At 41.7% G+C, this 24,332-nt stretch carries 23 protein-coding genes and 1 other annotated feature; of the genes, 1 reads left to right on the top strand and 22 read right to left on the bottom strand.

Annotated features, from left to right (window positions below):
* Positions 1-75: 75 nt before the first annotated feature.
* The 19 genes from A5883_RS05945 to A5883_RS05850 all read right to left on the bottom strand — a co-directional run bounded on the left by A5883_RS05945 (position 76) and on the right by A5883_RS05850 (position 19,087).
* Complete coding sequence (locus A5883_RS05945) at positions 76-534, bottom strand: DUF3788 family protein (protein ID WP_086338145.1); 459 nt, start codon at positions 532-534, stop codon at positions 76-78.
* A gap of 43 nt (positions 535-577) precedes the next feature.
* A complete protein-coding gene (locus A5883_RS05940; protein ID WP_086338144.1) occupies positions 578-1,042 on the bottom strand; it encodes a hypothetical protein in 465 nt (154 codons plus the stop codon).
* Between the two features lie 231 nt (positions 1,043-1,273).
* Entirely contained in the window at positions 1,274-1,405 is a 132-nt protein-coding gene (locus tag A5883_RS19415; protein ID WP_008381400.1) for a hypothetical protein, read from the bottom strand.
* Positions 1,406-1,576: 171 nt separating this feature from the next.
* The gene (locus tag A5883_RS05930; protein WP_005236340.1) at positions 1,577-1,942 is read right to left on the bottom strand and encodes a hypothetical protein; all 366 of its coding nucleotides are present in this window, start codon (positions 1,940-1,942) and stop codon (positions 1,577-1,579) included.
* A 268-nt stretch (positions 1,943-2,210) separates the two neighbouring features.
* On the bottom strand, positions 2,211-3,194 hold the full coding sequence (locus A5883_RS05925) for a serine hydrolase domain-containing protein (protein WP_005236342.1): 984 nt from the start codon (positions 3,192-3,194) through the stop codon (positions 2,211-2,213).
* 140 nt (positions 3,195-3,334) lie between these two features.
* Positions 3,335-3,871: a CDP-alcohol phosphatidyltransferase family protein gene (locus A5883_RS05920; protein WP_086338143.1), complete on the bottom strand. Its 537-nt coding sequence runs from the start codon at positions 3,869-3,871 to the stop codon at positions 3,335-3,337.
* 142 nt (positions 3,872-4,013) lie between these two features.
* Entirely contained in the window at positions 4,014-4,697 is a 684-nt protein-coding gene (locus A5883_RS05915) for a M23 family metallopeptidase (protein ID WP_086338142.1), read from the bottom strand.
* A gap of 302 nt (positions 4,698-4,999) precedes the next feature.
* Complete coding sequence (locus A5883_RS05910; protein WP_086338141.1) at positions 5,000-6,973, bottom strand: ABC transporter permease; 1,974 nt, start codon at positions 6,971-6,973, stop codon at positions 5,000-5,002.
* A gap of 3 nt (positions 6,974-6,976) precedes the next feature.
* A complete protein-coding gene (locus tag A5883_RS05905; protein ID WP_005236354.1) occupies positions 6,977-7,735 on the bottom strand; it encodes an ABC transporter ATP-binding protein in 759 nt (252 codons plus the stop codon).
* Between the two features lie 93 nt (positions 7,736-7,828).
* Positions 7,829-8,812: a sensor histidine kinase gene (locus tag A5883_RS05900; RefSeq protein ID WP_086338140.1), complete on the bottom strand. Its 984-nt coding sequence runs from the start codon at positions 8,810-8,812 to the stop codon at positions 7,829-7,831.
* Complete coding sequence (locus A5883_RS05895) at positions 8,805-9,497, bottom strand: response regulator transcription factor (RefSeq protein ID WP_086299510.1); 693 nt, start codon at positions 9,495-9,497, stop codon at positions 8,805-8,807. Before A5883_RS05895 ends, A5883_RS05900 begins: the two co-directional genes overlap by 8 nt.
* Before the next feature lie 106 nt (positions 9,498-9,603).
* Positions 9,604-10,434 carry a prenyltransferase gene (locus A5883_RS05890; RefSeq protein WP_086317325.1) on the bottom strand — a complete coding sequence of 277 codons (831 nt, stop codon included), beginning with the start codon at positions 10,432-10,434 and terminating at the stop codon, positions 9,604-9,606.
* A gap of 331 nt (positions 10,435-10,765) precedes the next feature.
* On the bottom strand, positions 10,766-11,194 hold the full coding sequence (locus A5883_RS05885; RefSeq protein ID WP_086338139.1) for a VOC family protein: 429 nt from the start codon (positions 11,192-11,194) through the stop codon (positions 10,766-10,768).
* A gap of 74 nt (positions 11,195-11,268) precedes the next feature.
* Positions 11,269-12,930 carry a phosphoenolpyruvate carboxykinase (ATP) gene (locus A5883_RS05880; RefSeq protein ID WP_086338138.1) on the bottom strand — a complete coding sequence of 554 codons (1,662 nt, stop codon included), beginning with the start codon at positions 12,928-12,930 and terminating at the stop codon, positions 11,269-11,271.
* A gap of 423 nt (positions 12,931-13,353) precedes the next feature.
* Complete coding sequence (gene rlmD / locus A5883_RS05875; RefSeq protein ID WP_010749606.1) at positions 13,354-14,721, bottom strand: 23S rRNA (uracil(1939)-C(5))-methyltransferase RlmD; 1,368 nt, start codon at positions 14,719-14,721, stop codon at positions 13,354-13,356.
* Between the two features lie 244 nt (positions 14,722-14,965).
* Positions 14,966-16,795: a translational GTPase TypA gene (typA, locus tag A5883_RS05870; RefSeq protein WP_005236363.1), complete on the bottom strand. Its 1,830-nt coding sequence runs from the start codon at positions 16,793-16,795 to the stop codon at positions 14,966-14,968.
* A gap of 130 nt (positions 16,796-16,925) precedes the next feature.
* A complete protein-coding gene (locus tag A5883_RS05860; protein WP_086338136.1) occupies positions 16,926-17,693 on the bottom strand; it encodes an inositol monophosphatase family protein in 768 nt (255 codons plus the stop codon).
* Positions 17,694-17,701: 8 nt separating this feature from the next.
* The gene (locus tag A5883_RS05855; RefSeq protein ID WP_008381425.1) at positions 17,702-17,974 is read right to left on the bottom strand and encodes a UPF0223 family protein; all 273 of its coding nucleotides are present in this window, start codon (positions 17,972-17,974) and stop codon (positions 17,702-17,704) included.
* A gap of 207 nt (positions 17,975-18,181) precedes the next feature.
* A complete protein-coding gene (locus A5883_RS05850; protein WP_086338135.1) occupies positions 18,182-19,087 on the bottom strand; it encodes a hypothetical protein in 906 nt (301 codons plus the stop codon).
* A 188-nt stretch (positions 19,088-19,275) separates the two neighbouring features.
* Here A5883_RS05850 and A5883_RS05845 point away from each other — a divergent pair, with 188 nt between their 5' ends.
* Positions 19,276-19,800: a type 1 glutamine amidotransferase domain-containing protein gene (locus A5883_RS05845; protein WP_005236373.1), complete on the top strand. Its 525-nt coding sequence runs from the start codon at positions 19,276-19,278 to the stop codon at positions 19,798-19,800.
* Between the two features lie 72 nt (positions 19,801-19,872).
* On the opposite strand, the gene A5883_RS05840 is transcribed toward A5883_RS05845, so the two are convergent.
* From A5883_RS05840 to lpdA, 3 genes are all read right to left on the bottom strand, one after another.
* Positions 19,873-21,072, bottom strand: a complete 1,200-nt coding sequence (locus A5883_RS05840) for an MFS transporter (RefSeq protein WP_086338134.1) — start codon at positions 21,070-21,072, stop codon at positions 19,873-19,875.
* Between the two features lie 162 nt (positions 21,073-21,234).
* Positions 21,235-22,506: an O-acetylhomoserine aminocarboxypropyltransferase/cysteine synthase family protein gene (locus A5883_RS05835; protein WP_086338133.1), complete on the bottom strand. Its 1,272-nt coding sequence runs from the start codon at positions 22,504-22,506 to the stop codon at positions 21,235-21,237.
* A gap of 50 nt (positions 22,507-22,556) precedes the next feature.
* Positions 22,557-22,810: a binding site (T-box leader), on the bottom strand.
* A 110-nt stretch (positions 22,811-22,920) separates the two neighbouring features.
* Positions 22,921-24,327: a dihydrolipoyl dehydrogenase gene (gene lpdA / locus A5883_RS05830; RefSeq protein WP_005230052.1), complete on the bottom strand. Its 1,407-nt coding sequence runs from the start codon at positions 24,325-24,327 to the stop codon at positions 22,921-22,923.
* Between the last annotated feature and the right edge of the window lie 5 nt (positions 24,328-24,332).

The following is a 24,332-nucleotide window of genomic DNA, read 5'->3' as shown; positions in this document are numbered from 1 at the left end:
AACTATAACAAAGATTCCTTTTTGATAGATGCAATAAAATCAGACTAGCCAAGTTAAATAAATCTTACTCTTACTTTATTTATTTTTTTTGAACACGATCAATTCGGTGATATCTTCAAAGAGTGATGGATTAGCGACATCAAAAATCACAGAAAAAAACTTCATTTTCGTGCCATTGGTCGGCGCCTTATGAATCCTTTCTTTTGTGTCATCACTGATTGGTAGAGACAATAACTGTGTTCGGACTTTCTCGCTAAAGTGAAAGGAGACTTTGAAGAAGCCCTCCCACATCGAAAGCCAAAAAATTGGTTTCACTTTATTCGTCCCACGAGTCGTTGTCCATTTGTATTCACCTTTGGACAACCACGCTTTTCCATCTTGGTAATAGCGCCAATCCATAAGAGAGATGCCCTCGTTTTCAAGCGTTTCGACAAAACGTTGATAAATGGCATATCCCTCACCCAGTGATTCCGCAATCAGTTGCTCTGTTGGTTTCACGTTTTTGTCTCGAAACAATTGCTCTTTGCCTTCCATCCTTTCGCTCAACTCCTTGCGCTTTTTTTAGGTTTTTGCTACGTTACAATTTAATTTTGTTGATATCATCAGTGATGACCCAATCATCCATATTTTTTTCACGATTGTACTGAAATGGCGTTATTTCTTCTAATTCAGCGATTTCATAGACCGCTAGATACTTTTTCCCTGCCCAACGATCGACTTGCTTTTTCGATAGATTCAACTCTTTTTCATAGCGTTCTACAAAATCTATGGATTCTTCTTTCGTCATCTTTTCAGATTCAGTCACATTGGCAATGATGCCCCGATGAGCGATGGTCAAATCGCCGCCGGTCTCCACAAAATAAACAAGATCGTTGATTTTGGCTCTTCCTCCTAAGGGTGATTTTCTGCCAGCTGCCCCCCGAATGATCATTGTTTTGTCGCCATGAATCAGTTTCTCAAGCTCTTTGGCTTCCTTATTTAAATAGACCAAATGTTCTGCCCGCCCAGCTTTTCCTTGATACCATTCTGCTGTTTTTGTCATAAGAAGTTCCTCTTTTCATATGAATTGTTTTTTAGCGTTGTCCATTCCATGCTGAATGGTTATTGGAACATTTTTTCAATCGTGTATAGGTGAGAGCTGCAACTGTTTCGATTGATGAATGAATAAAAACATTTGTGCAAAGGCATCTGGGATACCGCATTGGTCAAATGTTTCCGCATCTTCTTTCGTTTCGAACTTGGTGATGTCAGCCCAAGTTTCTCAATCTACTAATCATTCAAAAGAAAGGTATCCTCTTTGCTTGAAAATGTATTCACGGTTGAATTGTTCAACGACTGGAACAAATTCTGCTGTTGAAGCACCTTTTATTAATTTGTATAAGTTATGAAATGCAACCTGTCCCATCGTGTGTTCCTCCTTTCCGATTCCCTCAAGAAACAGAGCATTTAAACAACTAATAGTCGTCGATTCAACATTCGAATGACTTTTTAACATCCCGTTGTATTTTTCCCTATAATTTCTAAACAGTTGCAACAAAAAGTCCGTTCATCTGAAGAGCATCCGATACTAAAACGATCACTCAATCACTTCCCCTAAAAGCTTGTCGTGGGGAACGATCAAACATTTCTCGATTGCTTTCCAATAGCTTTCATACAGCCTTTTTTGGGCTTTGCCATAGTTTTCTTCGGTATCAAACTCCCAATAGTGGGCATATTTCACACATTTTATGACTCTTGTCAATGGATCAGGCAGGCGTCCTTCCTTGATGGTGCTCATTTCTTTAATGTAATGGGTTCGTTTCATTAATCGAAAGAACAAAGCCCCCTCCATGGCCTTCATTGCCTCTGTTGCTTCCTGCATGATTGCTTCAAAGGTATCGACTTCACTTGGTTTTACTTGATAAATACTGATTTCTGAAAACACTCCGACCGCTCCTTTCACTTGTGATTTTCTTCTCAATTATAGTATACCAAGTTTACGCCGTTGATAGTTTGGTCATTTTATTCATTTCTCATTTATCTTCCGTTTATTATTGATTTGGCCTCCTATATGCGGGATCAAATTGCTAGATTTTAAATTCTTAAAAGACTAGCAGCCAAGCTTTATCCGTAGTCACCTGCTTGCCATAGTCATTAAAAGGATCATAAAGCTTTCGCCTACAAAAAAAGCAATCAACTTTTGACAGTAGACTGCTTTTTCTTAACGCTCATTATTGCAAAAGGAATGGTTTTAGCTCTGTCTCGATAAAGTCGATTCGATCAAAGACAGTTGGCTTAAAATAAGCCGTAATAGCAATGACGCAATCTGATTCGGGATCAATATAAAGGACATTTCCGCTATTACCGATGGCGGCATAGGTGCTTTTCTCAGTATCCAAAATCCACCACAAATATCCATAACTCATGTTTTGAAATTTCTCTATGTTTGTCTCTAGCGGATTGACCATTTCAGTGAGCCATTGTGAGGAAATCACTTGTTTCCCTTGATGGATGCCTTGGTTCAAGCATAGCTCACCGATTTTGGCTAAATCTTTTGCTGAAAGGCATAGCCCGTAACCTGCCGCCCCAATATTTAAAGGATCGCAAAACCAAACTGGTTTTTTTGGTGCCTTGCTCATTGTAAAGTGCTTATGTTCTTGTGCCGTTTTCGCATAATAATTGGTTATTTCGGCTACACCAAGAGGGCGAAATAAATAATGGTTCGCATAATCAACGGTCGTCATTCCAGAAGCTTTCGCTAACAAACCAGTGAGGATCTGCAGACAAACGGTTTGATAATTGAATTCATTTGTCACTCCTTTTCTTCCTCCCAATAAATCAAGGGAGGCGCTGGTCCAGTCGTCACTCGAACAAACTTTTGTCCATGGATCACCTTTGCATTTATACGGGGCTCGCATCGTTAATAGGTGTTTGATGGTAATATCGTGAATCGTTTTTTCGCCCCGTTTTACAGAATAGTCTGGAAAATAATCGAGTACTTTGTCATTGACACTCCTGATGAGGCCTTGATCTATCGCTATTCCGACTAGTAGAGAAACGATACTTTTCGTAGCGGACATAAGGTGGCAAGTATCGTCTGGCTTATACTCATGCCATTCATCCGAGTAAACTTCCTTTCCATTTTGGTAGGCAGAAATTTGGCAAATATTGGGCTGGTTTTTACTGATACATGCATGCAGTTCTTGTCTGTTCATTTGTGAAGCCTCCCTTCAAAGATAAGCATAGTACCATTAAAAATTGTTTTCAATGTTATTTTTAAAATTGTTTTTGAAAGGACTTTTAAAAGACTACTTCAGAGGAACAAACAAAAAAGGCCCTCAATGATAGAGGTACCTTAGATAAAACTTTCGAATATCGATTTTTGATTTCTATCCAGTTTTTTTGCGAGTATCGTTATCAGCAATTCTTCTAATGCTGAAATAGTGCCGATGACTCCCAAAATCAAGACAACAATTCTTTCATGGAATATTATGAGCAGCAATGGAAAAATACATAAAAGAAATCCGACTGCTTTGTTGAGCCATGTATGCAGACTGCTAAAAGACTGAAATTTTACATAGCCAATCAGATAACTGACGAAGCGGATGATAGCGATCACCAAGATCCAAACCATGATCGTTTGGGTTTCCAAAAGCTGCGGTAGAAAAGAAAGAAAGACAGCGAGAAAAAAGCTTACATCTGCGAAACTATCTAGTAAGGCACCGACCTCACTCGTGAGGTTCATCCTTCTTGCTAGTAGCCCATCGACAAGGTCACCTAAAAAACAATAGGAATAAAGCAGCCAAAACCAGCCAGACATTGGCTGAAGGAATAGTAAAAGTGGTGCTAGAATCAGTCGAGAAGTAGTAATGATATTGGGTAATTGCTTCATTTGTTCCCCCTGAAATACATTTTCTGAATACCTAAGATTGTTGCAAGTTTTTTAAAGAAGCTCAGAAACGTTAAAATGTTCTTTCTTCTAAGCATTTCGGCGATGCCCCCTATCAAAGTCTCACAGCTAGTCCCTAATGCTCCTATAAAAATCGTATCCGTTCTGTACTATCTGGTATCTGATTCCGAACTTTTATCCATCGTCCTGCTCGGTAAACCTCGTATTCTTCAAAGCGACAAGGCAGCCCTTTTGCATAGGCGATATCGTTACTGTCCATCACTTGAAAATGCAAATGAGGTGAAGTCGAATTGCCGGAATGCCCGACATTGCCAATCACCATCCCTTTGGTGATTTTTTGTCCTACGGAAACTTTGATGGATCCTTTTTGCAAATGTACGAATGCCATATATACGCCCTCAGAAGCTTTTATCACAATGTAGTTGCCAGCTATTTGTTGATACTCATCTTTTTGTTCATTAAAAAACAAGCCATTTTTTAAAGCAATCATAAAATCGACAACCCAATGAACGACTTTGCGTTCCCGATAGCCCTCTCTTACAACAATCACTTCACCATCACAGGGCGCATAGATTTCTTTGCCCCAACAATAACAGTTCTCAAGGGGAACTCCTAAGAAGAAATAGCGCAGAAAGCTTCGGTCGTGAAAAGCTTTTGTTTTCCCCTCAAAATCGACTTGTAAAAAATCAAACGCATAACGTAACCCCATTCGATCGGTGCCATGACTAGGAATCTTCTTGGCTGGTGTAGTCGGCGCAAGCCACTCACCTCTTAAGGGAAATTCAATGGTTATCGGCTGCTCTTTCATAGGACTTTCTCCTTTTTGGATCACATGATCTCTTTTATTTGGAAATGACTATCAGCCTCGCGGCAATCTATACCTGTGCTTTACTCCTTTTCACTATAGGTCACCTAAGCCTTTTTTTCAACTCTAAAAAAGTGGGCTAATAGGAGTAGCTAAAAAAAAACACCTCAATCATATAGTGATTCCAAAAAGTTAGATCAAAAATTCTAACTTCTAGAAGTCGCTTCATGGATGAGGTGTTCTCACATTCTATTTTACTGTAGGTCCTGTCGGTGACGACTCGTTCGACTAACTTTTTTTAACGGCTATTGTTTTCGCTCCACAAGTCGGTAGTAGACTCTTGCAGTGATGAAATACACCATTAAATAGATCATTGTAAACAGCAGAACAGAGATCATCGATACCGTAATCAATAAGTTGCGATCTGTCAGACCAAAAAGAAGCAACAACTTCCGAATCATCGGCAAAGCAAATGCGAGATGGATGATCGCTGCCGCCAATGGAAATGAGAAAATCATCAAGACTTGCTGCTGGATCACTTGTTTGACTTCCTTATGGCTTAACCCAACTTTTTGCAAGATCTCGAAGCGTTCTTTGTCCTCCATCCCTTCGGAAACTTGTTTATAATAAATGATCAATGCGGCAGCTAAAATAAAGACCACACCAAAAATCAAGCCTAAGAAGAAGAAGCCGCCGGTAAAGGTTTTGGTCTCACCTTCAAAAAGATCTTTTGACTGAACGCTCGCATGAGCATCTGCTGCCAGAAGTTCGCTGCGAATCTCTTTTGCGATCGCTTCGCGATCGCTTGCTTCTGCTGTTTGAAAATTAAAGACTGTTGTTGTCACTGGTTGCTGGTAAAGTTGAAAATCATTATTTTGATACCAAGAGCTTAGCTTTTCGGCAAGCCATTGATCATCCACCACGAGAACAAGATGCTGAACCGGGTTTTCTGTTTTCGTGAATGTTGGCAGTTCTTTCAATTCCCGCAAGCGAAATTGACGATCATCGATCGTCGTCTTTTCTGGTAATGCTTGTTGGGTCCAAGTTGCGGGAAAAACGAATAGTTCATCGTCAGCGGGTCCTGTTTTCCCGGTGATTTCATGGTATTCAGAACTGGTAAGAAAAATAAGATACACGGCTTTATCTAAACTACCGCTATTTTCTTCAAAAGTGGTTGAGGGAACAAAATTTGGTTCCTCAAAGGTAAAAAGCAACGGTCTTGTTGTAGTGACTTGCTGGCGCTCTTTGATCGTTAGCTTCTCTTCAAGTCCATCAATCACTGTGTTGATTTGCTGGGAATCAGCCGCTGACTCAATTTGAACATCGTAAGGAAAACGGGTTTCGATCACATTCTTTTGTCCAAAATAAAGACTGGCGGTCGTAGCAACTGTCACTAACACCATCGTTGATAAAATACAAATACTTGCTAAACCAGCCGCATTTTGCTTCATCCGATATAACATGGTAGAGACATTGATAAAATGGTTCGTTTGATAATAATAGGTCGTTCGTTTTCTTAAAAACTGCAACGCTTTGATACTGCCAGAAATAAACAACAGATAGGTGGCTAAAATCACGAGGATCACTGCGACAAAGAACAGGCCTAAGGCACTGATGGGAGACTTGATCGTCACAGAGATCGTATAGCCGGCTACTAAACAAAGGACACCTAATAGTGCTAAAATGCCTTTCGCACGAGGCTCTTTTTCATTACGCTTGCTTCCCTGTAGCAGTTGAAGTGGGTTGGTTTTGCGTACTTGCAACAGGTCAATTAAAAATAGACAACCAAGCACGCACATAAAATAGAGGATCACAAATCCGATACTTTCAAATGAAAGTTTAAAAACAAAGAATTCGCCTACGGCTAAGATTTTCTTCAGGATCAAAAATCCTAATCGTGCAAACAATAAGCCGCTGATCAACCCGGCCGCAAGACTAATAAGAAAACTGTAAAAGAGTTCCCAAAAGACCACGAAGGCTATCTCGCGTTTTCCTAGTCCCAAAACATTGTAGAGACCAAATTCTTTTTTTCGCTGCTTGATCAAAAAGTTATTGGTGTAAAAGGAAAAGATCGCCGCAAAGATCATCAGGATGATATTTCCTAAATGAAACATGAAAATGGCGCTTTGACTACTAGGAAGTTCCTTCATCCCCGGATTGTTCACGATGATTTGCGTCATCATCAAAACAGCTACCAAGAAACTCATGGATACTAAAAAGGGTGTGTAGGCTTTGGCATTTTTACGTAAATTGGAGAAGGCGATTTTTTGAAAGAACATTCGTTACTCCTCCTTCGCAAAAACAGCAGTCATTGTTTCGGCGATTGCTTCTAGAAAAGCGGTATCACTCCGTTCTCCTCGATACAACTGGTGAAATACATACCCGTCTTTGATAAACAAGACGCGTTGTGCGCGACTGGCTGCGATCGAACTGTGGGTGACCATCACGATCGTCTGTCCGTTTTGATTGATCTGCTGAAATAATGTCAGTAGTTGATCAGAGGTTTTCGAATCCAGCGCTCCGGTTGGCTCATCTGCTAATAGCAGTTCTGGTTTTGTGATGATCGCTCGTGCGACGGCAACACGTTGCTTTTGTCCGCCAGACAATTCATACGGGTAATGCTGCAATAAATCGGCGATTCCTAAAGTTTGTACAATAGGCTGAAGCTGCAATTCCATTTGTTTGACGGAAACTTTCGATAAAACTAATGGCAATAAAATATTGTCCTTTACCGTAAAAGTGTCCAATAAATTAAAGTCTTGAAAGACAAAGCCTAAGTGATCCCGTCGAAAACTTGCTGCATCTTTTTCTTTGATGGTGGTCAAATCGATGCCATTCAGCTGCATCTCACCCGCTGTCGGTTGGTCTAACGTCGCCATCAAGTTCAGTAGCGTACTCTTCCCCGAACCTGATTCCCCCATGATGGCTACATATTCCCCTTCTTCTACCTTAAAGGTGATATTCTTCAACGCTTCGACGGGTTGCCCATTCAGCTGGCTTTGATAGATTTTTTTTACTTGTTGAATGTTTAAAAGTGTCATCTTGTTCCCTCCTTCCTTTTTAGAATAAGCTGACTGGCAGAAAAAAGCGACTTACAATAAAAACCGCAAACTTACAGTGTTGAAAGTTTGCGGCTATCGGTTATTTGTGGTGGGAAAAAGAAGTGTGACGATGGTTCCCTGTCCCACTTCAGAATCAATCGCTAAACGGCAGCCGATTTTTTCAGCCGCTTGTTGACTCATATATAAGCCTAGCCCGCTCGCTCGTTGCTGAAACCGACCATTGTGTCCCGTATATCCTTTCTCAAACACCCTTGGCAAGTCTTCCTTACGAATACCAATGCCGCTATCTTGAATCACCAAGGCATTGTCTTTAGTGAAAACATTAATGCCACCGGTTTCAGTATACTTCAAGCTGTTGAAAAGAACCTGTTCAAAAATAAAAATGAGCCACTTTCGATCAGATGTCACCGTCAAATCCACTGCCATATCCAGTTGCAGATTCTTTTTCGAGAAAAACAAGGCATACTTTTTGATTGTTTGACGAACAAGGGGCTCTAAAGCAATCGACTCAAAGACAAAATCATCATTCGCTAAATTTTGTCGCAAATAATTCAACATCATTTGCAAGTAATCGTTCACCTTAAATAATTCCGCTTTGACCTCCGTCGGTGACAGGGTATCGCTTTGAACCAAAAGATCCAACGCCGCTAGAGGCGTTTTGATTTGATGAAGCCACAAGCCGAAATCTTCATAAATTTCTTCATTTTTCACGGTCGCTTTGTATTCAGACAGAGTTTTTTCTTTTGCCATCTGCCTAAGAAGCGTTTGATACTCGTCTTCTAGCCGATTTCGAGTGGTCGGCAAGAACGCCAACGCCGCTTCCGTCATACGTTCTTTTCTTAATAAATGCTGTAGCTGCTTTCTTTTTTGTGCGTAACGAAAATAATGAAAAAGGGAAAGACCTCCTAAAATCACCCCTGAAAAAACCGCATAGTCAATGAAGGGTTCTAATGGAAGGCTGTGAAGAAAGAATAACCCTAGTAGACCCGCACTAAATAGCAGGTAAACGAGATAAAACTTTCCATACAACACGAAATATTCTTTCACATTAGTCATAGGCGTGTTCCTTTTCTATCAAATAGCCTTTATTCTTTACCGTTTGGATCAAATCGGATAGTTCGATCTGGCTCAATTTTTTTCGCAAACGAGTCATATTGACGGCTAATGTATTGTTATCGATGAACTCTTCACTATTCCAGAGCATTTCAATGATGGTCTCTTTGGCTACGATCTTCCCTCGATGCTGCAAAAGCAAGGAAAGAATCCGAGCTTCATTTGGAGAAAGCGGCAACTGTTCCCCCTGATTTTTTAATACATTTTCTGTTGGATAAAAGGTTACTTGCCCTATGTCAAAGGTCAGCGATTGTTGGTGGCTATACTGATAGCTGCGCCGCAGCAACGCTTGGATTTTTGCCAAAACGAAGGCTAAATCAAAGGGTTTTGTTAAATAATCATCCGCCCCCATGTTCATCGCCATGATTTGATTCATCTGCTGATCCATCGACGAAAGAAAAATGATCGGTACTTCTGACGCCTTGCGAATTTCTTGGCACCAATGATACCCATTGTAATAAGGCAAGGAGATATCTAAAAGAACGAGATCAGGTTTGATGTCGTGAAACTCTTGCAAGAGTTCAGCAAAATTCTTGGCCGAATGGCATTCGTATCCCCACTGCTGCAAATAATCGGCTAAAACAGAGACGATCGTCGCATCATCTTCAACCAGATAGATTCTTTGCATGTCTTTCTCCCCTCTGTTGATTATTCGGTCGGTTCTTTAGAGACAGTGTACCAGAAAAGAAAAAGAATCGTCTAGATGGAGGAACATTCCAAAGGACTGTTTTTCCTTAATCTTCTGCCAAGTGAGCAAGGATTTCTTGGTACCGTCGGGTGGCGAAGGAACTAATTTGTCCTTTTTTACAAAAATTCAGTTTCCCCAGTTTTGGTACAACCCGTTCTACAATAACATTGCCATTTTTAACTTTCGATTCAAACTGCTGCAAAGCCTCCAGAAACCGTGCGTCTTTTCTGGCAGAAGGATAAAAAGACAAGACATACAGATAATAAAAAAGATTGTACCCTCTAAAGGGGTATTCTGTCTGCATAAACAATGTGCCCATTCCGTAATGACAGGGACTGATTGGCTGACGAATCTCCCAATGAGCAAGCAAGCATTCGATTGCTTGATTAAGTGTTTCCATCTGTTCACGATCATGAGTATATCGAAAGGCATCAAGGACCGTTAACGTCGTCATCGGGGTTGAATAGCGGGTCTCCGGGCCGCGACCAAAACTGTATTTATTGCACTTCCAGCCGCCATCTGTTTCCTGAGTAGCAAGAAAATAGTGAAAGGTCTGTTGTAGCCGCGGGTCCCTTGCGTAACCAAGAGCACACAGCGTTCGCAAAGCCAGCGCTGTATGACAGGGATAAATCCCCCCTGATGGCGAAATTTTAAATCTGCCATCTTCTCTCCATCCTTGAAAGATCAATGCAGCGGTCTCTTTTAATAAGTTCTCCTCAGGCGACATACCAAGTTCAAGCAAATAATGAGGACACTCTAAGGTTGTAAAGGGTGCTCCTTTCAGTAATTTATGGTCTGGCGTCGACCATAAATCGGCGCCATGATCATATTGACGGGAAATGATCGCTTCGATATCTTGCTGAACCGTCTGATCCATATTGTTCCTCCTCCATTTCTTAAGTGCCCTGCAATCAACGCAACAATCCTTATTGACCCACAATGCAACAGCTTCTAGAATGATAAAATCGACGTTTTTCAACACATGAGTTAGATTTTTGTATTCGAATTGTCCAAATAAATTTTAGGAACCAACGAGTTTTTCAGGATGGACGTACTTAAAACAAGAGTGTTCAGATTTTCCTGATGACAGGTTCTAAAAAAGTTTCTCTCTAAACTCGCCTGATTATGCTAGCCCCTTAATGAAAGATCACCTTAATAAGAACGCGCTCACGCAATAATTTAATGCCACACTCTTCTAGTTAAAGGAATCAGGCATAATGAAATAGTTCAAAACGAATGCCTTCTGGGCTTTCAAAGAATAAGGCATAGTAGTTAGGAGCGATGCGCTCATTGTACTCCATTGGTCGATCGTGAAGGATCTTTACCCCTAAGGCTTTTATTTTGGGAAAGATCGCATCTACTACTTCGCGGCTTTCCGCCTTAAACGCCATGTGCTGAACCGAGCCAGGTTTTCTTGAATCGATTTTCTCCTTCTTCCATTCTTTTCGTGGGGAACAAATACCGAAATCAAATGAATCCCCTATATATTCTACTACTTCCATCTCGGCATGTTCTAAATACCCAGAATATTTCTTCTGAAGGTCGAAACCTAATAGTGCAAATAATTGATCATAAAAACCTTCTGCTTTTTTTACATCATTGACTGTGATTTGGATATGGTGAAACTGAATGTTCATAATCGCTCCTTTCTGGCTAACAAAATAAGTGTTTCAGGAAGAAAAGCCGCTTGCGGAAGTTTGATTCAATGGGATTAGCCAGGAAGCTCATTTAATGTAGAAATCACATTTCCCATTGCCTTTGCTACCTCTTTAGGCAACTTATTATAGCCATCATTTTCTGTTTCTTGAGCCAAAATAAAGTCCAGCCGTCCTTGCATCCGCTCTCTTAAATGAGCAACATAGGAGGCATCTTGAAAATCGACTTCGAACCCTGTTACTGGCAGGTAACTCATTTCTGTGATTTCACCAAACCTCTTAAAATTGGCCTCGCCTTCCACAATTTTTTCAATCGATGTCAGCGTGACTTCAGGTGTGACCTTCTTGTCTTTGTAAAAGCCTGTATTTAGAATATAACAAGCCGTTTGGTTTTCTTTGAATAAGTTCATGAAATGGGCAAAATCTTCTTTTAAAGGATAGACTCTAAATGGATTGGCATAAGGCTCGATGACCAGTTTATCTATATCCGTGGTCTCGACAACATGTTCAGCTGTCGTGCGCTTCGTAGCTAAGGTCAAACCAAAAACAGCGGCTAAAATCGGATCGTCAATTTTTACTACAGGAGGTAGCGTGTCATCTTTCATGATCCAAAATACTGCATCGATCGGCGACTCTAAATGATCCACCCGGTTAGGTGTGACATACCGTGATTTGACGGTTCGACCATTCCCGTTACGAATATCTTGGGTCACAAGCACCTTCTTTCCTTCCTCGTCTAAAGTAACCCCAACATTTTGACAGGTGATAAAGTAGCGGACATTTGGATTGGTTAATGGATAATCCTGCGTTTTATCAAAATAAGAAGGCTCCAGAGCAGTGGACGCACCGTTTGTTTGATTGATCACAAACGCATCGTCATGCAGAACCTTGATATCATATTTGCCATCATGTTCTGCCAATGTAATGGTCGATTTTCCTGATCCTGAAAGACCAAAAGCAGCCATCGTAAATGTTCGATTCGGTAGCTGATATTGCTTCATTCCTCCATGACACGCCACAAAGCCATTGCGATGCGCGGTAGCCCAAGCCAAAGTTAATGTCGCTTTTTTCAATTCACCAAAATAGTTTAAGCCTAAGACTGCCGCAACATTGTGTTCAGGATCAAAGAGAGATAGCCCATAGGGAAAATCAGGATGTGTCCAGTCCGGATCAGCGTACAAGAATATATCTGTCTCTGGATAGTTCTTGGAGTGTTGATACCTTTCCTGCCATGATTTCGTCAGCATTTGAAAATTCAACAAATAAGAATAAAAATTGGTTTCATAGTACTCTGGTAGCAACAGGTGTGCTTTGACCATAAACGCTTCGTCTAACCCTACAACAACTTCACCGCCATAGAATTTTTTACGTGTCCCTTGAAATAAAGCATCTCTTAAAATCCCTTCATACAATTTTCGATCAATCCCGGGATGTCCGATGATGCGTCGAGCTGCCGCTGTCCGTCCAACAACTTTTCCGTCATTAAACACGATGACTTTAGCATCCTCTGGTAGTCCTAACTCCTTGGTGTGTGTGACCGGCATATCCGTAAGAATAGCACCAGAAGATTCTTTTGCTAAGCAATAGGCCGTGGCTAGATCATGAATCCAAGTGACATTGTTCCCATAAAAAGCTGACTCTATCAACACTTTAAAACTCGACAAATGCGTATTCTGCGGTGTAATCTCTTTGTGTGAAAATGCACGAATCGTTGCCATGTGTAATCCCTCCTAACAAAAATTTTCTATTCACTACGTTTATTATAATACTTTCTAATCACCACACGCCATATTTTTATACACATTAACTATAAATTGCCGACAAACCATTTTGTTAAAGGATTTGGATCTCTGCATATTTGAAGCTTCACTGCTTTTTACATTGATTTTTTCCCCGCTCATCAATAGTGAGAAAGAACAAAAAAACTGGCACAGAAAGAGTATCTTTCAGTTCCAGTTTCTGGTTTTATATTTCATCCATTCTAAACGTCACAATCGACGTAACTAGATAGACAGATGGGTTTTAGTTGCTTATTTCTCAATTGACTTGCTTTCTCTAGTAACTTTGCTATCGTAAGATTTTATGACATTTACCATAAAAAGAATTCAAAATCAAAATTGCTGAAAAAAACTTGTTGTTTCTTAACCACGTTCTAACAACACGACACACTCCACATGGGTCGTTTGTGGGAACAAATCTACAGGTTGAACTTCTTTTGTCACATACCCTTCTTCCGCAAACAACGCGAGGTCACGAGCCAAGGTTGCTGGATTGCAGGAAATGTAAACGATGCGCTCTGGTTTAACCGCAGCAGTCGTTTCGATAAAGCTAGCATCTAAACCTTTGCGAGGTGGATCAACGAAGACGACTGTCGGTTGAATGCCTTCGCGTAGCCATTGCGGCATGATTTTTTCGGCTTTACCGATAAAGTAATGCACGTTTTCGACACCATTTCTTTTGGCATTGGCTTTGGCATCGTTCACTGCTTCAGGAATGACTTCCATCCCTAACACTTCTTTCACGCGATCAGCCAAACTAATCCCGATCGTTCCGATTCCTGCATAAGCATCCACAACGACATCATTTTCAGACAGTTGCGCCATCTCGAAGGCGGTTTGATACAAGACTTCTGTTTGCGCTGTGTTGACTTGGTAGAAAGATTTCGCTGAGATTTGGAAGGTTTTACCTAATAATTGATCATCGATCGATGACTTGCCATACAACACACGCTCGAATTCCCCCATGATCACATTGGTTTTTTCTTCATTGATGTTTTGAATGACAGAAACAACTTCTGGAATCTCTTCGTGGATCACTTCCGCGATTTCTTCTCCTTTGAAGAATTTCGGTTTACGTGTCACTAATACGACCATCATTTCACCTGAGTGATGCCCACGACGAACGACAATGTGGCGTAAGAACCCTTCATGGGCTTCTTCATTGTAGGCTTTGACATTGAACCGCTGCAAAATATCTCTGACTTTGATGATTGCTTGATCGATGTTTGGATCTTGAATATAAAAGTCTTCGATCGGTACCAGAGTATGGCTGTTTTTGCGGTAAAATCCAGTCGTTAATTCCCCATGGATTTTTTGCACAGGGATTTGCGCTTTGTTGCGGTAACCAAATGGTTTTTCCATTCCGATTGGCGCATTGACTGTGATTTCAGGCAATTTGGCGATTTTAGCCAAAACATTCTCTACTTGCTGCTGTTTGAAGGCTAATTGTTTGTCATAGCTCAAATGACTCAATGGAGCGATACCGGTGCGCAACAATGCTTCATTCGGCAATTCTTGCCGATCAGGACTTGCTTGCAACAATTTCATCACTTTGGCAAAACCAAATTTGTTGCCGACTTTCAACACTTTGACTAAGGCACGTTCATTTGGCAGGGTGTTTTCAATAAATAATAAGTACCCATCGACTTTGGCGATCCCATTTCCTTCATGGGAAAGATCCAAAATATCAACTTCAAGTTCCTGATTCTTTTTAACAGGATAATTTTTCATAGATTTCTCCTTTGTGCTTGCTTTCTTCATTTTAAAAAGGAATGGCCGAAATTGCAAGCGGTGCTTATTCTAACGGTTCAACTTGACTTCGAGCAAAAAAGAACCGAAGGAGGGAAATCGGCTGATTGCTTTTTCTGGGTCCTGCGGCGAAGAGCCGCTGCAACACAGGAGCAATCCCTTTTCCATCCTTCGGAAAATCGAACAGATCAGAAGTGTTTAAAACTTTTGATCACTGTTTTAGTTATCAGTTATTTTTCTTTTTCTGTGATTTTTCCCGTTCGCTCTTGTTCAAGATTTGTTTTCTTAAACGAATGCTTTCTGGTGTTACTTCACAGTATTCATCATCATTCAAGAATTCCAGTGATTCTTCCAAAGAAAGAATACGAGGTTTCTTGATAACTGAGGTTTGGTCTTTGTTTGCAGAACGGACGTTGGTCATTTGTTTTGCTTTCGTGATATTGACCGTTAAGTCTTTGTCACGAGAGTTTTCACCAATGATCATTCCTTCGTACACTTCGGTACCTGGTTCAACGAAGACCGTTCCACGTTCTTCAATACTCATGATCGAGTAAGTCGTTGCTTTTCCTGTATCGATCGATACAAGTGCGCCTTGATGACGGCCACCAATTTGTCCTTGGATCATTGGCAAATATTGATCGAAGGTGTGGTGCATGATGCCGTAGCCGCGAGTCATTGATAGGAATTCTGTCGTGTAACCGATCAAGCCACGAGCTGGTGCCAAGAAAATGATCCGTACTTGTCCATTCCCTGTATTGATCATATCTTGCATTTCTGCTTTACGCATTCCCAATGATTCGATTACTGATCCCATGTATTCTTCTGGGGTATCGATTTGCACCCGTTCAAATGGTTCGCATTTCACGCCATCGATTTCGCGTTCGATAACTTCTGGACGAGAAACTTGCAATTCAAAGCCTTCACGACGCATATTTTCGATCAAAATTGACAAATGAAGTTCGCCACGTCCAGAAACGATCCATGAATCAGGTCCGATTGGATCCACACGCAATGAAACGTCTGTTTGCAATTGCGCCATTAAGCGTTCTTCAATTTTACGAGCGGTTACGAATTTTCCTTCGCGACCCGCAAATGGTGAATTGTTCACGATAAAGGTCATTTGCAAAGTTGGTTCATCAATGTGTAAAACAGGTAATGAATCTTGATGATCGATTGGTGTAACAGTTTCACCAACGAAGATATCTTCCATCCCAGAAACGGCAATCAAATCACCGGCTTTGGCTTCTTGGATTTCTAAACGTTTCAAACCGAAGAAACCGAAAAGTTTCGTCACACGGAATTTTTTAACTTCTCCGTTTAATTTCATCAATGCAACTTGGTCGCCGACTTTGATTGATCCGCGGAAGACACGGCCAATACCGATACGTCCAACGTAGTCATTGTAATCAAGCAATGATACTTGGAATTGCAATGGTTCGTCGCTGTTGTCGATTGGCGCTGGAATATGTTCGATGATCGTATCAAACAATGGTGCCATCGTTTTTTGTTGATCAGCAGGATCATCTGATTCACTTGAAGTTCCGTTAATCGCAGAAGCGTAGATCACTGGGAAGTCCAATTGGTCATCGTCGGCACCTAATTCGATAAATAGTTCTAAGACTTCATCGACAACATGCTCAGGACGAGCAGATGGTTTGTCGATTTTGTTGACAACTACGATTGGCACTAAGTGTTGTTCCAACGCTTTTTTCAATACGAAACGTGTTTGAGGCATCGTTCCTTCATAAGCATCAACAACCAAAACAACACCATCGACCATTTTCATGATCCGCTCTACTTCACCACCGAAGTCCGCGTGTCCTGGGGTATCCATGATATTGATTTTTGTACCGTTGTATTCAACCGCTGTATTTTTCGCTAAGATCGTGATGCCTCGTTCTTTTTCGATCGCATTTGAATCCATCGCCCGTTCTTGTAATTGGGTATGGCTATCTAACGTTTGGGATTGTTTCAATAATTCATCAACTAATGTAGTTTTTCCGTGGTCAACGTGGGCAATAATTGCGACGTTGCGGATATCATTTCTAATATTCAATTTATAAACTCCTTTTTTGGTGACATTGCACTCGACAAGCCATTATACCAGAATTTCTTTCTGAAATATAGTGCAAAGTTTTCATTTTTACAGAAAAAACCAGATATTAATAAAATATCTGGTTTTTTTCTTATTGATTAACGATCGCCAATAATTCTTCAAAAGCTTTCGGTGTACCGCCGACAAACAATTCCCGTCCATTCAGGGATAGTGGCTCTCCTTTGATGTTTGCCATTTTTAATCCAAGGGTTTCTAACAAAACACCCCCTGGCGCATAATCCCATGGCGCAAGATGAGAAAGATAGCCTGCTCTTTGTCCTTTAGCGAGGGCGATCAACTCTACCCCAGCACATCCAGTCATACGAATGCCTAATGCTTTGTCACTGACTTCAGTTTCGTGGTGGCGGTTATGGATCAACATGGGTGAATTCAAGCCAACGAGACCCTCGGATAAGGCAATATCTTTCGGCGGTTCGATCTTCTTGCCATTGTTATAAACACCAATCTCTGGACCCCCCCATAAGAATTCATCTTTCATGACATTATAGACAAAGCCAAAGCGCCCTTTGCCCTCTTCGTAGATCGCGATCATGATACAAAAGTTTTCTTTTTCCAACACGAAATTCATGGTTCCATCGATCGGATCAATGATGAAGACCCGTCCACTCATGTCGGCAAGTGTGTCCAGTCCGTTTTCTTCACCTAAAATTTTGGCATCCGGATCATAGGATTGGATCTTACCAATCAGAAAATCTTGCGTGGCTTTATCCAATTCTGTCACTAAGTCTTTCCGTCCTGATTTTGTCTCGACCACCAAGTCTTCTTTATTTAAATTGCCTTTGATCCTTTCGCCTGCAGCGATTATCCACTGGCGAACTTCATTAACGATTTCATGCATTCGTTGATCTACCCTTTCATTTTTAGTTTTCCCTCAGTCTTTTTCGCTGCCTGCACGGCATGGTATAACGAATAGCCTGATAGTTCTTCAAATTCTCTACCTAAACGGCGTTCCTCGCCAATGCTGGGAACGACTTTCTTAAAGGCTTGATACGCCTCAAGAAACGTGCTGCTAGGAAGGCCTTTTTCATAGGCTTGTTCTAACCGTTCCCACATCTTCATGACGACGACCATTTCATCCGTCGACCAATCTAAGTCCAGAGGATATTGATAATCCCGCATATTACCACTCCTATTCATCTTATTCAGTGTACCACAAAATTGAAAATAGGTCAGAGCCTCCGCTGCAAAAAAGGTACATTCTGGCAATGAATGTACCTCTGGTTTACAAACTATTTGGATTTCTAGAAGCTGAACTCCATGAATCTCAAATAAGAAGGAAATTCCTTTGTTCTTTCAACGAGATCGCTGATTAAAAGATGACCGATTTCAAAAAGGTTCGTCTAGAAAAGCCCGCAAAAACAAAAAATTTTTAATGATAGCAATTGATTTCCACCACTGTTTACTAATGAAAAACTCTGGGTAATCTGTTCCCCATTGCCATGGAATGACAAATGATCCGTCTGCTTGTTGGTGTTCTAAAATTTCTTCGGCTTCTTTTTTACATATTTCTTCACTAAAAATCCCAAGCAGCTGCTCTCTTGTAAAGAAAAAATTTGAAGGTTTGCTGACATAAGACGTGAACCACTCTTCTGGCTCGTTTGAGACAGTATGGCGAATTTGCTGGAATAAGATCTCGCGAAAGCGGTCATTTGCTAAAACAGGCTGATACTGGATTTCTTCACAGTCTTGTAATAATTCTAGATAGACGACTAATGTGTGCATTTCACTGGTTGGCTCCTTAAGGAAACTTGCAACTGCTGTTTCGGCGATTTCTTGTGCTTTTTGATAGAGGGTCGTTTCGCCTGTTCTTAAGATCGTACCAGCTAGACTGACCGTTGGGTTGTCTGCTGGCACGCCCACAGGACTCTCCCACCAAATCGCATGCGGATAGGATACCGTTGACGGCACTTGGTTGAGCCATTTCCCTTCAGAAAATTCGTTTCCACTAGCTAAATACCTTAGAATCCCTTGGACTTGTGGATTTGACGAATGAAGGCATTCAAGCTCTCGTAAAATTCGACATGCCTCCCACACTGCAATCGGTGTACTATTGGGATTCCAATAATCAGGTTCCAAACCATGCCCATAACCACCATCTTCATTTTGGTAGACTTGTAACGCCTGTAATACAGCCTCGCGAGATCCATTTTCAAAATGGTACTGCCAACGAGCAAGGTCTAAAGGGCGCGCGTTTTTGTAAATAAATTTTCGTGCTTTTTCGAATGCTTCCATATCTTCGCCTCCTTTGGCTTTCTTTTATTATCGCTTACTCCCCTAATGATTACAACGCTTACATCAATATCATTTCTCTGAACGACCATTCTCAGAATAGCTTCTTGGCATTTTTCAGGAAGCATACTTTTGGTGTTTCCCTTGGCATGATGTTACAGTAAGAATAACAAGAAAAAGGAGGAATTCTCTTGCGTTTAGAAAACAAAAAAATCATTGCCTTAGTCGACAATGATTTCGAAGATTTAGAACTTTGGTATCCGGTCCATCGGTTACGGGAAGAAGGCGCACAAGTCGATTTAGTCGGTGAAGAAGCGCATAAAACGTATATTGGCAAATATGGTGTACCCGCAGAATCAGCCTATGCTTTTTCTGATATTCACGCCGATGACTACGATGCCATCTTAGTTCCGGGTGGTTGGGCACCTGATAAATTACGGCGTTTCCCAGAGGTCATCTCTTTCGTGCGAACGATGGACAAAGACCAAAAAATCATTGGACAAATCTGTCATGCAGGCTGGGTCTTGATTTCTGCGAATATCCTGCAAGGCAAGACGGTTACCAGTACACCAGGCATCAAAGATGATATGACAAATGCTGGAGCCACATGGGTCGATACACCTGTGGTTACGGATGGACATATCGTTTCCAGCCGCCGTCCCCCAGATCTACCAGACTATATGCGGGAATTTATTGCTGTTTTAGAAAAGAAATAGTACCCATTGATCAGATTCAAAAGAGTTGCGACCGAAGGAAATACGGCCGCAACTCTTTTTTCTACCTATCGATCATTCGCTTATGATCGCTAATTTTTTGTTGCTTTTAGGGATTTTTTTCACACCGATAAAGGTCAATGTAGCACCCAAAACGGCAAACCCAGTCCCAATCAAAAGCATTTCCCAGACACCAAAGCTTTGGATCAGCATCCCCCCTAAAAGGTTGCCGATCACGCCACCGATCGTGGTAGCGATAATGATAATCGTTTGTCCAAAAACCCGGTCTTCATCTGCCAAACTATGGTTGAACAAATAAGCAGAAGCAGGAATAAACAAGGCAAAACTAACCCCTTGCATCAAATGGCTCATTTCCATCAGGATGATGGAGCTGATCAACAGCATCAGCACTCCACGAATGGCAAAGGCAACACTGGACAGCAACAGCCAAAAACGGCTAGACCGTATCCTCACTAACTGTTCAAAGAAAATCATGCCCGGCAATTCGCATAACGCCGCAATCATCAGGGCGATGCCAACTTCCTTACTGCCACCGCCAATATCGGCAAAAATTTGTGCCAAAAAACTGTTGATCATCGTGTGGAAGCTGAAGAGAAAGCTAAATCCGACAAAGAGAAAGAGTAAAAAAGGATATTTTTTCAAAAAGGCACCTGAATGACTTTGTTCTGTATGCATCACGGGCATTTCTGGCTTCTTGATCGCTGGCAGCAAAAGCAAAATAATGAGAAACAAAACGGCTTGCCCGATAGCGATCATTGGCAAAAGGGCTGCCGAAAACTCCTCTAAGAGCTGCCCCAGTAAAAAGGAGGTACCCGCAAATCCTAGTGACCCACCGGCACGGGAAAAGCCAAAATTGATTTTGTTGCCGCTATTTGTGTATTCAAACGCCAAGGCGTTGAGAAAGGACTGCATGGAAACGAGCAAAATCCCTCCTAAAACATAGGTCAGTATTGATAATCCAGGGACCATCACACCTGCTAAGAGCACCGCGACCACGCCGATTGTCATCGTTTTCAAGACAACGATCAGTGGTACTTTGCTTTTTTTGATAATGACTTGACTGATGAAGGGCTGCAAAATCGTAGACGCAATATTGACTAGGGCTAAAATACCGCCAATTTTTGCTGGATCGACCTTGAAATAAATCAAAAAGAGTGTCGCAAAGCCATAGATTGAGCAAAACATCATCCAATAAAGAAATTGCAAACTTGTGTAGTAAAACCGAATCCTCTTGTCACTTGCATGATTACGCATACATCCCCCACCTTATCCATATTCCTTAGCAACTAAATATAGCATAGAACCGATGGATTTACTATCCTTCTATCAACAGAAACCGCAGTTTTATTTGAAACACTAACCCACAACAAAAAAGCGCAGCATAGTATCCTGCGCTTTTCCTACTGCTTCAACTATTTAGAGCTGTTGGAAGGCTTGCGTGAGATCTTCCAATAGATCGTCGATGTTTTCCAATCCAATGGATAAGCGAATCGTCTCTGGACGAATTTTGGCTGCTGCAAGTTCTTCTACGCTAAGCTGAGAATGGGTCGTCGAAGCTGGATGGATGATCAAGGACTTTGCATCGCCAACGTTCGCCAGTAGCGAGAAGAGCTTAGTTGCGCCACAAAAGGTTTTGCTTGCTTCTGCCCCACCCTTTAATCCGAAGGAAAAGACCGAACTGGTCCCTTTGGGGAAATACTCCTGCGCCCGCTTAAAATAAGGACTGTCCGGCAGAGTTGGGAAATGAACCCAAGAAACTTCCGGGTGCTTGGCTAAAAATTCAGCAACTTGTTGCGCATTTTCTACATGACGTTCCATCCGCAACGAGAGGGTCTCGATGCCTAAAAGCAACACCCATGAATTGAAGGGAGAAATCGCAGCACCTGTATCCCGTAAAAGAATCGTTCGGGCCCGAGTGATATAGGCAGCGTTACCAGCGGCTTCTATCCATGAGATTCCATGGTAACTATGATCGGGATCGACCAGCTTGGGAAATTTGCCGTTTGTCCAATCAAAGTTGCCACTATCAATAATAGCCCCTCCTAAAGCAGCCCCGTGACCACCGAGGTATTTTGTCGTGGAATAAACGATGATGTCCGCCCCGTGCTCAAACCCTCGAAACAGATAGGGAGTCGCAAAGGTGTTGTCAATGATGAGGGGAATCCCGGCTTCATGAGCAATCGCTGCAATCTTTTTAAAGTCGGCAATATCAATATCTGGATTGCCTAAAGACTCTAGAAAAACTGCTTTGGTATTTTCTTGGATGGCTGCTTTTAGTGCTGGTAGATCTTCACTATCGACAAAGCTTGTGGTGATGCCAAAATCTGGCAATGTATGGGCGAACAAATTATAGGTACCGCCATAAATTGAAGCAGCAGAAACGATATGATCTCCTGCTTGCGCGAGATTTAAAATTGCATAGGTGATCGCCGCTGAGCCAGAAGCCGTAGCTAACGCACCGATACCACCTTCTAATAGGGCTAATCGCTCTTCTAGAACCGCGGTCGTCGGATTGGTAATACGGGTATAGATATTGCCGCTCTCACTAAGACTAAATCTCGCTGCCGCTTGGTCAGCATCATCAAACACATAGGATGTGGTTTGATAAATGGGTACGGCGCGACTTCCTGTGGTAGGATCTGGTATTTGTCCTCCGTGTAATTGAATCGTCTCAAATCTTTCTGTCATACTATTCCTCCTTAATAATGCAAATAAAAAAGCCCTCTGATATCGAGATATCAAAGGACGTGTTTACGTGTTACCACCTTTATTCAAGCAGACTTTCCAGCATGCTTCTCAGCAAGTACGCGACAAATAAACGTCGTTATACTCTGACGCGATAGCGGGCGCACCCGGATCTCCTTATCTTTCGTACAAGTTCAGAAGATCACCTTAGAGGCCATTTTCGATTGATCCTACAAGTTCTTCTTGCACCTTACGAAGACTCTCTAGGCTTGCCAAATCAATTTACTTTCCTCATCAACGGTTGAAATATTAAGAGCATCGTATCATTTCCAGAAGATTCTGTCAATAGCATAGGATCGCTTTATTTCTGGTGATAAAAAAACTCGTTCACCAAATGATGAACGAGTTTCACAAAGCTTAAATGTGGATTGGTAATCCTAGAGCTAACTCAGCAGCATCCATTGTGATCTCACCTAGAGATGGATGTGGATGGATCGTTAACGCGATATCTTCTGCGTTCATGCCAGATTCAATAGCAAGAGCAAGTTCTGAAACCATATCGCTTGCTCCTAGACCAGCAATTTGCGCACCGATGATCACATTGTCTTCAACCGTTGTTACTAAGCGGATGAATCCTTCAGTTTTTCCTAGAGATAACGCACGACCGTTACCTGAGAATGGGAATTTGAATGCTTTTGCTTCAATTCCAGCATCTTTGGCATCTTTGATCGTCATACCGACAGAAGCCAATTCTGGATCAGTAAAGGCAACTGCTGGCATTGCTTTGTAATCAACGGCAACTTTTTTACCAGAGATTGCTTCAGCAGCGATTTTTGCTTCGTAGCTGGCTTTATGTGCTAATGCAGCACCAGGTACAATATCACCAATTGCGTAGATGTTTGATACGTTGGTACGGCCTTGTTTGTCAACCGTGATCAATCCGCGTTCGCCTACTTCAACACCTGCTTGTTCTAAGCCCATGTCATCAGTATTTGGACGACGACCAACAGTAACCATCACGTAATCAGCAGTAACTGATTCTTCTTTACCATCTACGGCATATTTGACAGTTACGCTATCGCCATTGTCAATTGCTTCTTTCGCCATTGCGTTCGTAACGACTGTTACACCTTTTTTCGCAAAGTCTTCTTCAACCAATTTGACCATGTCTTTTTCATAGGTTGGCAAGATTTGAGGAGAGCCTTCAAGGATCGTTACTTCTGCCCCTAGGTTTGCATAAGCTGCACCTAGTTCAGAACCGATGACACCGCCACCGATAACAACGAATTTTTTAGGAACTTCTTTTAATGCCAATCCGCCAGTTGAATCAAGAACACGTCCGCCGAATTTGAAACCAGGGATTTCAATTGGGCGAGAACCTGTTGCGATGATTGCATTGTTGAAAGAGTATGTTTGTGCTGAATCTGGGTGGATGACACGCAATGTGTGATCATCAACGAAGAAAGCTTCTCCTTCAATCGTTTCTACTTTGTGTTTTTTCAATAGGAAACCAACACCTGAAGTTAACGTTTTAACGACTTTGTTGTCTTTCCATTCTTGTGTTTTGGTAAAATCAAGGGAAACATTTTCACTTGTTACACCAAACATTGTTGAATCCAAAGATTCTTGATAATGATGACCTGCAGCGATCAAGGCTTTTGAAGGGATACAACCAACGTTCAAACAAACGCCGCCGATGTATTCTCTTTCAATGATTGCTACTTTTTGTCCCATTTCAGCAGCGCGGATGGCAGCTACATAGCCGCCAGGTCCCGCACCGATTACAACTGTATCTAATTCAACAGCAAAATCTCCAACTACCATTTGTT

Origin of the sequence: Enterococcus sp. 5B3_DIV0040, from assembly GCF_002140755.1 — a bacterium.
Taxonomy (GTDB): domain Bacteria; phylum Bacillota; class Bacilli; order Lactobacillales; family Enterococcaceae; genus Enterococcus_D; species Enterococcus_D casseliflavus.
The sequence above is the reverse complement of the archived record's forward strand: the minus strand, read 5'-3'. Positions and strand labels throughout refer to the sequence as shown.